The organism is Bacillus sp. FSL M8-0049 (assembly GCF_038593355.1).
GTDB lineage: Bacteria > Bacillota > Bacilli > Bacillales > Bacillaceae > Bacillus > Bacillus safensis.
In genome coordinates this window covers 3,136,490-3,149,546 of sequence record NZ_CP151986.1, presented here as the reverse complement: position 1 = coordinate 3,149,546, position 13,057 = coordinate 3,136,490, and the positions used below count along the sequence as shown (strand labels likewise).

Genomic DNA, 13,057 nt, shown 5'->3' with positions numbered 1-13,057 from the left:
AATGAAAAAGGTCGTGAATTATGATCATTCAAACAAAATACCATGGTGAAGTGACAATCAAAGAGGAGCAAATCATTCACTTCTCTAACGGGATACCAGGATTTCTGGATCAAAAACAGTTTGTCATTTTGCCTTTATCAGAAGAGTCTCCATTTTTAGTTCTTCAATCATTAAATAACTCGGCATTAGGTTTTATCGTCAGCAGCCCGTTTTTATTCTTCAATCAATACGAATTTGATTTAGACGAAACGGTTGTAGACATTCTGGAAGTAGAAGATGCTAATGATGTGGAAGTAATGGTTATTTTAACAATGGAATCATCTATTGAAAAAACAACAGCCAATTTAAGAGCGCCTATTATTGTGAACCGGAAAAACATGAAAGCCAAGCAGGTGATTTTGCATGATTCAGCCTATCATACAAAACATTTGTTAGAGGTGGCATCCTCATGTTAGTGCTGTCTCGTAAATTAAACCAGTCGATTCAAATAGGCGATGATATTGAAGTCAAGATTATTTCAATCGAAGGCGATCAAGTGAAAGTCGGGATTGAGGCTCCTAAGCACATCGATATTCACAGGAAAGAAGTGTACCTGTCAATTCAAGAAGAGAACAATCGTGCTGCGAGTTTATCCTTAGATCTCCTCTCTCAATTATCCTCACAAAAAAAGTGAGGATTTTTTTATCGCATTCAGCTGTCCTTCTCCGTGTGAAAGCGTTTCGATACAGATGTTCATGATCTATAGGAAACTTTAACAAATCGGTCCATCTATATTTAATTTGCAAATTCAAAGCCGATATAAAAGATAGATTAAAGCACAGGAGCTGAATAACTATGTCTGTTGGTAAGTTGACATCGCTAGAGCCAATTATCGATGCATTTCAAACCCGTGTTTCTAATAACCAGAATGACAATGTAAACTCTGACTCACAAGCAAATGGCAGGGCTGTTTCAAAAGAAGAAATTGAAAAAACGCTTCAAGGGGCAAACAAGCTGATTGAACCTACTCAATTTCATCTTCAATTTGAATTACATGAAAAACTCAACGAATATTATGTCAAAGTCGTAGATAACCAAACAGATGAAGTCATTAGAGAAATTCCTTCCAAGGAATGGCTTGATTTCTATGCAGCAATGACAGAAATTGTCGGTTTATTTGTAGATAAAAGAATGTAAATGAAGGGAGAACATAAATAATGGTCAATCGTATTACTGGATTTTCAAATGTGTTCGATATTGATGAAATCGTATCAAAGCTGATGAAAACGGAGCAAGCACCACTTGATACAATGACGCGTCAGAAACAAACGCTTGAATGGCAAAGAGACAGCTATCGCGAGGTTAACTCGAAAATTAAAGAATTAGATGATTTGATTAACAGTTTAAACTTAACGCGTCCAAGTACATATGGCGCCAAAAAGGTGACAAGCTCTAATGAATCTGCTGTCACAGCAACTGGATCAACAAATGCGACCTCTGGCTCTATTCATGTCACTCAGCTAGCGACAGCTTCCGTCTTCAAATCCTCTGGTACATCTGGATTTACACCAACAAACGGAACGTTTACGTTTGAAGTGACGACACCAGATTCGACAAAACCAAAAACGGTGACAATCAATACTTCTGATACCGATACAATTGATGACATCGTGAAAAAGCTGAACAGCGCGCAATTAGGTGTGACGGCTTACAAAGGCCAAATCTCTGATGGCACTAACTACGTGGATACCATCGCTCTTACTTCTCGAACAACGGGTGAAGGCGTCAGTATTAAAGCAGCTGATGGCAATTCGGCTTCATTTTTAACGCAATTAGGCTTCCAAGTAGATGGAGATAACAAATTAGTTGCGACCACTCAAGGACAGAAGGCGCAATACGAGATTAATGGTCTGAAAATGGAAAATAACAACAATACATTCACGCAGGCTGATATTACGTACGAGCTTAAAGCAACCACAGATAAGCCCGTCAGCTTAAACGTTTCAACAGATGTGGATGCAATATATGATAAAATTAAACAATTTGTTGATAAATATAATGAACTCGTTGAGCAGATTAATGGAAAAGTCAATGAAAAGAAAAACAGAGACTATCATCCATTAACGGCTGAAGAGAAAAAAGCGATGTCTGAAAAAGAAATAGAGCTATGGGAAACGACCGCGAAGTCTGGCTTGCTGAGAAGTGATTCCATTTTACGATCTGGTGCCTCTAAAATAAGAAGTGATTTGTATGCTAATATTACGACAAGTGATGCGAATAAAATCCAACTCACACAAATCGGTATTTCGACATCATCCAGCTATAAAGATGGTGGGAAGCTTGAATTTATTAAGGATAGTGATGGAGTAGAGAAATTAAAAAAAGCCATTGAAGAAGACCCGGAGAAGGTCAGACAAATGTTCATCTCGGGTAGTTTAAATGTGGATTCAAAGGATAAAGACAAAGCGCAGCAGCAATATCAAGAACAAGGAATCATCTATCGTATCAAAAATTCCTTATCAGACTTTTCGAAGAGCATTCAAAAAAAGGCTGGCAGCATAACAATGGAATCAAAGGAATACGGACTTGGTAAGGACCTTGATTCTTTGACAAAACGAATGAGTACATTCCAAGATCGTTTAAAAATGGTTGAAGCCCGTTACTACAAAAAGTTTAACGCCATGGATAGTGCAATTCAAAAGCTAAACAACCAATCTGGCTACCTTTCTCAACTGCTTGGACAATAATTGGAGGTTTATAACATATGGCAATACAGAACCCTTATGCCGCCTATCAAAAAAATTCTATTGAGACCGCAACACCTGCCGAGTTGACGCTTATGCTTTATGAAGGCTGCTTAAAGTTCATCAGAATAGCGAAGCATGCCATTCAAAAAGAGGATGCAGAAACGAGAAACTTGAACCTGAAAAAGGCTCAAAACATCATTCAAGAATTAAATGTCACCTTAAATCGTTCCTATGACGTATCAAAGAGTATGGCAAGTATGTATGATTACATTTATCGCAGACTGATAGAAGCCAATCTTCAAAATGACGAAGAGATATTGAATGAAGTAGAAGAGTACGTAACTGATTTTCGTGATGCGTGGAAGGAAGTCATTCAAACCGATCGAAAAGGCCGTCACCACTCTATCGGGGGCTCTCTATGAGTATTGTGGACCAGCTGCATGATCAAACATTAAAAATGGCAGCCGAAATAGCGGAAAATCCGCAAAGTGAGACACTTGTTGAAGACTTTGATGCCTTTTTAATTGAGAGAGACGAATTAATGAGAGATATACAGCATGAATTGACGGATCAAGAAAAAGAGAAAATCCGCGAAATCATCCAAACAGATCAACAGATGGCGAAGCAATTAACGGTTATCCAAAATGGAATAAAGGCAGATATTCAAGCCATACAAAAAAAGAAAACAAAACAGCTGAATTATCAAAATCCATACCAGCCCATAACAAGTGACGGCGTATACTACGATAAACGGAAATAAATAGGTGAGACCTGTGGCGTATCGTTCAAATGACTATATTTTATTAACCACATATTATGAACTTCTATACACGATAGAAGAGAGTCTAAACTATTTAGATGAAATTGAGAAGGATTTTGACAAAACAGAAGGGGATCGGATCTTTAATGATCTGATCCATGCCTTCTTTCATTTAGACACAACACATCCTCTTCTGCTTTCAATTATTGAAAATGAACACTTTGCCAAAACGATTCGTTCGTTTGATCAAATATTTTTAAGTTTTGATGTACTAGCTTTCTATACATTCCCTTCAAATCACTTCCAATCATTCCTGAAAACATACTTTATACCTGAATATAGAAAGTGGATGGATGAAATACATGCCTGTATGAGGCCGTATGTCATTCATTAATTTTTGTCCAATTCAGACCATTCGGAGGAAATTATGAGACTAAAAAATCAATTTTTATTTGGGCTTATTGTCATATGTGTATTGTTTGTCAGTATGTTAGGATTCTCAAGCTTTCTCTATTACAAAACAGATCAATCCTATAAAGCGCTATTAAGCAAGGAAGTGAAGCTTTATCAGACATCGCTGGAATTAGAAACTCTTCTGCAAAAGCAGGAAGCACAGATTAAAACATATGTCGTCGTGCAAGATGCTGAAAATTTACAGAAAATTGAGCAAACATATGAAGATATTAATAAGAAAACAGCAGAAGCTTCTAAAATGAGTACGGTCAAACAAGCAAAAAATCTATTAGATCAAATCTCAGAAAAAAATTATCTCTACTACACCTCAACAAATCGATTATTTAATTCATTAAATATGCAAAACCAAAAAGAATTCAACACCCGCCTTAGTCAAGAATTACAACCTATCGAACAAGAAATACATACCTTTACAAAAGAATTCGCTCAAAATCAGCTAAAACAACGTGATCAAAAAATCAATCAGCTCAATCAAGATAGTAATCAATTATTGCTTACACTCATTTTGGTCAGTGCAGCGATTATTGTTGGCCTTTTGGTGATTGGGATCAGATTTGTTCATCGCATGACAAAACCAATTGTTTCTGTCACAAATGCCGCAAAAAGGATGGCAGATGGTGATCTTACCCTTGAAGAGATTGAAGTGACCTCTAAAAATGAGATTGGTCAACTCGGCACAGCCTTTAATCAAATGACGGCTCATTTGCGTCAGCTTATTTTGCAGGTGCAAAGCGGATCAAGACAGCTTGCTGATTCTGCTGCTCAATTTGAGGAAACCATCAGTCAAACGATATCGGCTAGTGAGCAGACATCTAGCTCGATTGAACAGGTCAGTGAAGCTTCACGTGAACAATCAGATGCGGTCGGAAAAGTGGCATCCGCCATTCAGGAAGTGTCGACTGGCATGCAAAATGCAGCTGTACACACGTCCGATGTTTCGGGTCACTCAATTTCAGTGACTGAAAAGGCTGAAGAGGGTGCCGCCCTTATTCAACAATTTGTGCAACAAATGAGTTCTATTAAAGAGTCTGTGAATGAACACCATTCCACAATGGCCCATGTGCAAGCGCAGTTTACAGGCATTCAAGATCTGTTAGGTCATATCCATGCCATTGCTGACCAGACGAATTTGCTTGCTTTAAACGCAGCTATAGAAGCAGCAAGAGCGGGAGAACATGGAAGAGGCTTTGCAGTTGTAGCAGATGAAGTGAGGAAACTGGCAGAAGAATCTAGTCAGTTGACAGATCAAATTAGTCAATTACTCGAGAACGTGAACAAAGATACAGAAAGGTCATCACAATCGATGACGAAGGTTGAGCGGGATGTAGCAGAGGGTGTAAAAGTATCACAATTATCTGAACAAAGCTTCCATGAAATATTGGAATCTATTCGTGATATTTCAATGAAAGCAGAAGAGCTGTCAGCCACTGCAGAACAAATTTCTGCTAGTACAGAGGAAATTTCTCAAACGGTTGGTTTCATTGAAGAAGGTGCGAAACGAAACTCAGAAGAAACAGAGTACATGTCTGCTGCTGTTGAAGAATCATTAGCGGCCAATGAAGAGATGAAAGCGGCTGCGGAGGATCTAAAATCCTTATCTCAATCGCTGAAAACATCGATTTCATCTTTTACCATTTAATGTACGCTGGTCTTTTTCAAGAATCAGCCGAATATATATTCATCACCTATCAAGCAACAGTTGAAGCACCGCAAAATTCGACAAATTTCAATAAATATTCACATTTTTTTTACGTTTGAGCAGGAGAAAAGGAGGGAAAAGTAGAAATAGGTTTACATATCCTTAATTTTAAAGGAGGCGTTCTTTACATGAATTACAATGTCAGAGGAGAAAACATCGACGTAACACCTGCACTAAGAGATCATGTCGAGAAAAAAATTGGAAAGCTGGAGCGTTATTTTGAGACAGATGTAGATGCTTCAGTCAACGTGAACTTGAAGTTTTACAACGATCAAGAATCTAAAGTTGAGGTTACCATTCCAATGACTGATCTAGCACTTCGAGCTGAGGTGCATAATGAGGATATGTACAATGCAGTAGACCTAGCAGCCAGTAAATTAGAACGTCAAATTAGAAAGCACAAAACAAAAGTAAACCGTAAATTCCGCGAGCAAGGTGCCAAAAAGCACTTATTTGCTGGAGGAAATGGTACGGCTGAAGTAGCAGTTCAAGATGACGAAGAGATTGATGAAACAGAAATCGTCAGACAAAAACGTTTCAACTTAAAGCCAATGGATAGTGAAGAGGCCATTCTCCAAATGAACATGTTAGGTCATAGTTTCTTCGTTTTCACAAATGCTGAGACGAATTTGACCAATGTGGTTTATCGCCGAAATGACGGTAAATATGGACTCATTGAGCCAAACGCTTAAATATCAGTTGATGCTGATTCAAAAACAACCTAAATAAAGTAAACCCGTTCCCTTCATAAGGGGCGGGTTTTTTGTGCGAAATTATGGCAAATTCTTTGGAAATGAAAGAAGGTATGGTATGATAAATGCAGGTAAATATGGACCTGTCAAACTTTTGGACATGCCGAAAAATTGCATGAAATAGAGGAGCGTTATTATATGCTTGGAATCTTAAACAAAGTGTTTGATCCTACGAAACGTACGATCAGCCGATATGAAAAAAAGGCAAATGAAATCGAAGCTCTCGCTCAAGATTTTGAAAAATTATCTGACGAGGCTTTACGAAATAAAACGATTGAATTTAAAGAAAAACTTGAAAAAGGACAATCGGTGGATGACCTGCTGGTTGAAGCATTTGCAACGGTTCGCGAGGCATCCCGCCGCGTAACAGGAATGTTCCCATTTAAGGTGCAGCTCATGGGGGGGATCGCGCTTCACGAAGGTAACATCGCTGAAATGAAAACAGGTGAAGGTAAAACATTGACATCAACAATGCCTGTTTATTTAAATGCTCTTTCTGGAAAAGGCGTCCACATCGTGACAGTCAACGAATATTTGGCAAGCCGTGATGCGCAGGAAATGGGCAAAATTTTTGAGTTTCTTGGTTTAACAGTCGGCTTAAACTTAAACAGCTTAGACAAAGATGAAAAAAGAGAAGCGTATGCCGCTGATATCACGTATTCAACAAACAATGAACTCGGCTTTGACTATTTACGAGATAACATGGTGCTTTACAAAGAGCAAATGGTTCAGAGACCGCTTCATTATGCCGTGATCGATGAGGTTGACTCCATTTTAATTGATGAAGCGAGAACACCTCTTATTATTTCAGGTCAAGCTGCGAAATCAACAAAGCTTTATGTACAAGCCAATGCATTTGTCCGCACATTAAAAATCGAAGATGATTTCACGTATGATATTAAAACAAAAAGTGTGCAGCTGACTGAAAGCGGAATGACGAAGGCGGAAAAAGCATTCGGCATTGAGAACCTGTTTGATGTCAAACATGTAGCGCTGAACCATCACATCGCTCAGGCGCTGAAGGCACATGTTGCGATGCAAAAAGACGTGGATTATGTAGTAGAAGAAGGCCAAGTAGTCATCGTTGACTCCTTCACAGGACGTTTAATGAAAGGACGCCGTTATAGTGAAGGTCTGCATCAAGCCATCGAGGCAAAAGAAGGTCTTGAAGTGCAGAACGAAAGCATGACACTAGCAACAATTACGTTCCAGAACTACTTCCGTATGTATGAAAAATTATCTGGTATGACTGGTACAGCAAAAACGGAAGAAGAAGAATTCCGTAACATTTACAACATGCAGGTTGTCTCAATCCCGACCAACCAGCCAGTTGTTCGTGATGACAGACCTGATTTAATTTACCGCACAATGGATGGTAAATTTAAAGCAGTGGCTGAGGATGTTGCGCAGCGCTATATGACAGGGCAGCCAGTTCTTGTCGGAACAGTTGCAGTTGAGACATCTGAGCTTATTTCTAAGCTGCTTAAAAATAAAGGCATTCCTCATCAAGTGTTAAACGCAAAAAACCATGAGCGTGAAGCACAAATTATTGAAGAGGCTGGTCAAAAAGGTGCTGTGACCATTGCGACAAACATGGCAGGACGTGGTACAGACATCAAGCTTGGCGAAGGTGTAAAAGAACTTGGAGGTCTGGCTGTTATCGGGACAGAGCGTCATGAATCCCGTCGTATTGATAACCAGCTTCGCGGACGTTCTGGACGTCAAGGAGACCCAGGGATTACCCAATTCTATCTCTCCATGGAAGATGAATTGATGCGCCGATTTGGTGCAGAGCGGACGATGGCGATGCTTGACCGCTTTGGCATGGATGATTCTACACCAATCCAAAGTAAAATGGTGTCTAAAGCCGTTGAATCATCTCAAAAACGTGTAGAGGGGAACAACTTTGATTCCCGTAAGCAGCTTCTGCAATATGACGATGTGCTTCGTCAACAGCGTGAAGTAATCTACAAACAGCGTTTTGAAGTCATCGATTCTGACAACTTAAAATCAATTGTCATCAATATGATCCAATCTTCAATTGAGCGTGCGGTGGGATCTTATACGCCAAAAGAGGAGCTGCCTGAAGAATGGAAACTAGATGGTCTTGTTGAATTAATCAACACGAACTATTTAGACGAAGGTGCCATTACGGTCAAAGATATCTTCGGTAAAGAAGCAGATGAAATCACAACCTTTATCATGGATCGTATTAAAGAAAAATACGATGCAAAAGAAGAAACATTTGGCGAAGAACAAATGCGTGAATTTGAAAAAGTCATCGTTCTTCGTGCGGTGGATTCGAAGTGGATGGACCATATCGATGCAATGGATCAGCTGCGTCAAGGTATTCATTTACGTGCGTACGCACAAACGAATCCGCTTCGTGAATACCAAATGGAAGGATTTGCGATGTTTGAGCATATGGTTGCTTCAATTGAAGATGACGTGGCCAAGTATGTCTTGAAATCAGAAATCCAAAACAACCTAGAACGTGAAGAAGTGGTTCAAGGTCAAACAACGGCTCATCAGCCGCAAGAGGGCGATGAGGAGAAGACAGTGAAGAAGAAGCCGGTACGTAAAGTCGTAGACATTGGACGAAACTCCCCATGTCACTGCGGAAGCGGCAAGAAATACAAAAATTGTCATGGGAAGACAGAATAAGTAATGGAAAGAGGTGAAAACCTCTTTCTATTCATGTCAGCCCCCATACATCTATGAGGTGAAGGATATGGAATTAGTAGAAATTAGACAAGAGCTTGAAAATATGGCTAGCAGGCTAGCTGATTTTAGGGGGTCTCTTTGACTTAGAAACAAAAGAGGCCAAAATCGCAGAGCTTGAAGCGACGATGTCAGAGGCTGATTTTTGGAATGATCAGCAAAAGGCTCAAGGCGTTATCAATGAAGCCAATGCACTGAAGGATTCTGTGAATTCCTACCATGAGCTCAGTGAATCACATGAAGAGCTGCAAATGACGCATGACTTATTAAAGGAAGATTATGACGAGGAGCTTCATGCAGAGCTTGAAAAAGAGCTGAAGAACTTAACGAAGCAGTTTAACGAATTTGAGCTGCAGCTTCTCTTAAGCGAACCTTATGATAAAAACAATGCCATTCTGGAGCTTCACCCAGGTGCAGGCGGAACTGAATCTCAGGACTGGGGTTCTATGCTTCTGCGAATGTACACTCGCTGGGCAGAGCGCAGAGGCTTTAAGGTCGAAACGCTTGATTACCTTCCAGGTGATGAGGCAGGGATTAAGTCTGTGACTTTGCTCATCAAAGGGCATAACGCGTACGGTTACTTAAAAGCTGAAAAAGGTGTCCATCGTTTGGTTCGTATTTCTCCTTTTGATTCTTCTGGCCGCAGACATACATCCTTCGTTTCCTGTGATGTCATGCCGGAATTCAATGAAGAAATTGATATTGATATTCGGACAGAGGATATCAAGGTAGATACGTACCGTGCAAGCGGAGCAGGTGGCCAGCACGTTAATACGACGGACTCTGCTGTTCGTATCACACACATTCCAACGAATGTCGTCGTGACGTGCCAAACAGAAAGATCACAAATTAAAAACAGAGAACGTGCGATGAAAATGCTGAAATCGAAACTTTATCAAAAACGGATCGAAGAACAGCAGGCAGAATTGGATGAAATCAGAGGAGAGCAGAAAGAAATTGGCTGGGGAAGCCAAATCCGCTCTTATGTATTCCACCCTTATTCTCTTGTGAAAGACCATCGAACCAATACGGAGATGGGAAATGTTCAAGCGGTGATGGATGGAGATTTAGATTCATTTATCGATGCGTACCTACGTTCGAAATTATCATAAAAACTCGGCTTCTTGCCGGGTTTTTTTAATTGTGAGAAAATATAATGAATATAAAGGTATATATACGACATACTGATTCTATATCCTTTGTATGATGAAATTAGCAAATAAAGGGGGAAATATTTTGGGATTAACACCATTGCAAGAAACGTGGGATTTAGATGCCTTTTTTAAAGGAGGCAGTTCTTCACCAGAATTTAAGACATACCTGCAAAACATTCAGCAGCTACTAGATGAATTACGACAAAAGGTGGAGGCCTTTTCAAAAGAAAATACACACATTGAAAGCCAATTAACGTCTGTCCTTGACGCGTATGAAACTACATATAAAAAATTGTCTCAAGCAGGTTCATTTGTATCCTGCCTACAAGCTCAAAATACGAAGGATATGAAGGCAGGCAGCCTTCGAGGTACGATTGCCAACCTAGAAGCTGATTTAGGAACCATCCTTGCACTGTTTGATCAAGCGCTAGCTGCTATCCCTGCAAACAAGTGGGAAGAATTGATGAATTCAGCAGCCTTTTCAGATGTCCGCTACATATTAAATGAGCGAAGAGACCGTGTGAAGGATCAATTACCTGTTGAACAAGAAACGCTGATTCAAAAGCTGGCTGTAGATGGGTACCATGCGTGGGATGAGCTTTATTCCAGCTTAGTGAATAAAATTACCATTCCGTTTGAACAGCATGGAGAAACGCAGATGATCTCTGTAGGCCAAGCAGAAAATGCTATGGATGATTCAGATCGTGAAGTCAGAAAGGCCGTTTATCACAACCTAGAGCATGCATGGACGCAGGATGAACATTTATTTGCTAGCACGCTCAATCACCTTGCTGGTTTTCGTTTGCAAGTGTATGAAGCAAGGGGCTGGGATCACATTTTAAAAGAACCGCTTGAAATTTGCCGGATGAAACAAGAAACCCTTGATGCAATGTGGTCTGTGATTGATGAACATAAGCAGCCATTCATTGATTATTTACACCGAAAAGCTGACATGCTTGGAGTGGATAAACTGAGCTGGTTCGATGTTGGGGCTCCTATCGGCAGTGAGACCAAAATCTATCCTTATCAAGAAGCAGCTGCTTTTATTGTGAAACATTTCGCAGGATTTGGAGAAGAGCTCGCTGCTTTTACAGAAAAAGCCTTTAATGAACGCTGGGTAGAAGCTGAGGACCGTCCAAACAAACGGGTAGGCGGCTTTTGTACAAATTTCCCTGACAGCGGAGAATCACGTATTTTTATGACTTTCTCAGGAAGTCCATCCAATGTGGCGACACTAGCGCATGAGCTTGGTCATTCGTTCCATCAGGAAGTGATGCAGGATGTTCGCATACTGAATCGCAAATACGCAATGAATGTAGCTGAAACAGCGTCGACATTCGCAGAAATGATTGTAGCTGATGCCTCATTAAAAGAAGCCGCAAATGAAGAGGAGCGGCTCAGCCTGTTAGAGGATAAGCTGCAGCGCAGTGTAGCTTTCTTCATGAACATTCAATCTCGTTTCTTATTTGAACAGCGCTTTTATGAAGAGCGTAAACAAGGAGAAGTGCCGGCTGACAGATTGAATGAATTGATGGTCGAAGCGCAGAAGGAAGCGTTCGGTGACTCATTAGATGAATACCATCCGCATTTCTGGGCTTCTAAGCTGCATTTCCATATCACGAATGTTCCATTTTATAATTTTCCATACACCTTTGGATACATGTTCTCGTTAGGAATTTACGCAAAAGCATTGCAGGCTGGTACATCGTTTGAAGAGAAATACATTGCATTATTAAAGGATACTGCTTCAATGACAGTAGAAGATTTAGCCAAAAAGCATCTAGGCGTTGACCTTACCCAAAAAGCATTTTGGGAAGAAGCCATTCGTTTGGCTGTAGCAGATGCTGAAGAATTTTTAGAGGTGACAAAAAAATAAAAAATGAAAAGCTCCTATTATGGGAGCTTTTTTGCTGGCTTCAGCCAGTCAAGCATTGTCTGGATGAGATCATTTTGCTGCGACAGGGCTGGAATGTCCGCTGGCTGATCCCCTTTTTGTTTGCCATACATGCCAAACTGCGCATGATTTCCGCCTTTTATTTCATGAAAAACGGTTTGAGACGGCAGATTTGTTTTCGATTTTTTGATTTTTTCTTGTGTTGCCAGCCCATCCTTTTCACCTGAAATAGAGAGGATTTTTAGTGACGATTGTTTCAGGTCATCTGATGCTGGATAAGATGCTAGGAAAAAGAGTCCATCGAGCTTGCTCTGATTTTTTTCTGCAAACATAGCGGCAGCTGCCCCGCCAAGTGAATGTCCGCCAATATACCAGTGTTTGATCGATTGGTGATCTTTGATGATGTCCTGCGCTTTGTTTGGATTGAAGATCGCAAAGGAAAATGGCATGTCAGGGATAAAGACAGAGTAGCCTTTTTTCATCAGCGTATCCCCGATATAGGCATACGCAAGTGGTTCCACCTTTGCCCCAGGATAGAGAATGATGCCAGTATCACTTTTTGATGCTTCAAATGTATAAACATTGTTTTTATGTTCCACTTGCTCCATGTTTACTTGTTTTTTTAATGCTTCTGATGGTCCATATGTAAAGCGGCTCCATGTATAGAAAGCACCAAAAGCTAAGATGATCAGTGCAAGTAATGTCATACCTGTTATCTTCAGTATTTTCTTCATCGCATGCCCCTTCTTTCTCATGTACATATTAAATATACCATCAATTCATCCTATGCCAACCGGCAAGTACGCTATTCCGTCTGTGTGATAAAGTATTAATCCATTAGCACTGCATTTGGCTGTTATTTACAATCGTTTTAAGA

Annotated in this window: 13 protein-coding genes; 12 read left to right on the top strand and 1 reads right to left on the bottom strand. The window is 40.1% G+C overall.

The genetic code is table 11. The features are described from left to right. Positions 1 to 20: 20 nt before the first annotated feature. The 12 genes from fliW (at position 21) to NSU13_RS16260 (ending at position 12,162) form a co-directional block, all read left to right on the top strand. Positions 21 to 455, top strand: a complete 435-nt coding sequence (gene fliW, locus NSU13_RS16315; RefSeq protein WP_024423615.1) for a flagellar assembly protein FliW — start codon at positions 21 to 23, stop codon at positions 453 to 455. Beyond that, positions 449 to 673, top strand: a complete 225-nt coding sequence (gene csrA, locus NSU13_RS16310) for a carbon storage regulator CsrA (protein WP_008360181.1) — start codon at positions 449 to 451, stop codon at positions 671 to 673. Before fliW ends, csrA begins: the two co-directional genes overlap by 7 nt. A gap of 161 nt (positions 674 to 834) precedes the next feature. Then, positions 835 to 1,176: a flagellar protein FlaG gene (gene flaG, locus NSU13_RS16305; RefSeq protein ID WP_034281093.1), complete on the top strand. Its 342-nt coding sequence runs from the start codon at positions 835 to 837 to the stop codon at positions 1,174 to 1,176. A 20-nt stretch (positions 1,177 to 1,196) separates the two neighbouring features. Then, complete coding sequence (locus NSU13_RS16300; protein ID WP_034281091.1) at positions 1,197 to 2,726, top strand: flagellar hook-associated protein 2; 1,530 nt, start codon at positions 1,197 to 1,199, stop codon at positions 2,724 to 2,726. A gap of 17 nt (positions 2,727 to 2,743) precedes the next feature. Beyond that, on the top strand, positions 2,744 to 3,148 hold the full coding sequence (fliS, locus tag NSU13_RS16295; protein WP_024423612.1) for a flagellar export chaperone FliS: 405 nt from the start codon (positions 2,744 to 2,746) through the stop codon (positions 3,146 to 3,148). Next, positions 3,145 to 3,486: a flagella biosynthesis regulatory protein FliT gene (fliT, locus tag NSU13_RS16290; RefSeq protein WP_041115575.1), complete on the top strand. Its 342-nt coding sequence runs from the start codon at positions 3,145 to 3,147 to the stop codon at positions 3,484 to 3,486. The genes fliS and fliT overlap by 4 nt, the downstream gene beginning before the upstream one ends. Positions 3,487 to 3,499: 13 nt before the next feature. After that, a complete protein-coding gene (locus NSU13_RS16285) occupies positions 3,500 to 3,880 on the top strand; it encodes a hypothetical protein (RefSeq protein ID WP_041115576.1) in 381 nt (126 codons plus the stop codon). 33 nt (positions 3,881 to 3,913) lie between these two features. Continuing rightward, the gene (locus NSU13_RS16280) at positions 3,914 to 5,599 is read left to right on the top strand and encodes a methyl-accepting chemotaxis protein (RefSeq protein ID WP_046313069.1); all 1,686 of its coding nucleotides are present in this window, start codon (positions 3,914 to 3,916) and stop codon (positions 5,597 to 5,599) included. Between the two features lie 188 nt (positions 5,600 to 5,787). Continuing rightward, entirely contained in the window at positions 5,788 to 6,351 is a 564-nt protein-coding gene (gene raiA, locus NSU13_RS16275; RefSeq protein WP_024423608.1) for a ribosome-associated translation inhibitor RaiA, read from the top strand. A 198-nt stretch (positions 6,352 to 6,549) separates the two neighbouring features. Then, complete coding sequence (secA, locus tag NSU13_RS16270; protein WP_034281086.1) at positions 6,550 to 9,075, top strand: preprotein translocase subunit SecA; 2,526 nt, start codon at positions 6,550 to 6,552, stop codon at positions 9,073 to 9,075. A gap of 67 nt (positions 9,076 to 9,142) precedes the next feature. Then, positions 9,143 to 10,244 (top strand): peptide chain release factor 2 gene (gene prfB, locus NSU13_RS16265; RefSeq protein WP_098677688.1). Its coding sequence is split into 2 segments (ribosomal slippage): positions 9,143 to 9,214 and positions 9,216 to 10,244, totalling 1,101 coding nucleotides; the frame shifts between segments, so codons are not numbered across the junction. 124 nt (positions 10,245 to 10,368) lie between these two features. Beyond that, positions 10,369 to 12,162 carry a M3 family oligoendopeptidase gene (locus NSU13_RS16260; RefSeq protein ID WP_211043558.1) on the top strand — a complete coding sequence of 598 codons (1,794 nt, stop codon included), beginning with the start codon at positions 10,369 to 10,371 and terminating at the stop codon, positions 12,160 to 12,162. Between the two features lie 17 nt (positions 12,163 to 12,179). On the opposite strand, the gene NSU13_RS16255 is transcribed toward NSU13_RS16260, so the two are convergent. Beyond that, on the bottom strand, positions 12,180 to 12,914 hold the full coding sequence (locus NSU13_RS16255) for an alpha/beta fold hydrolase (RefSeq protein ID WP_326135848.1): 735 nt from the start codon (positions 12,912 to 12,914) through the stop codon (positions 12,180 to 12,182). Between the last annotated feature and the right edge of the window lie 143 nt (positions 12,915 to 13,057).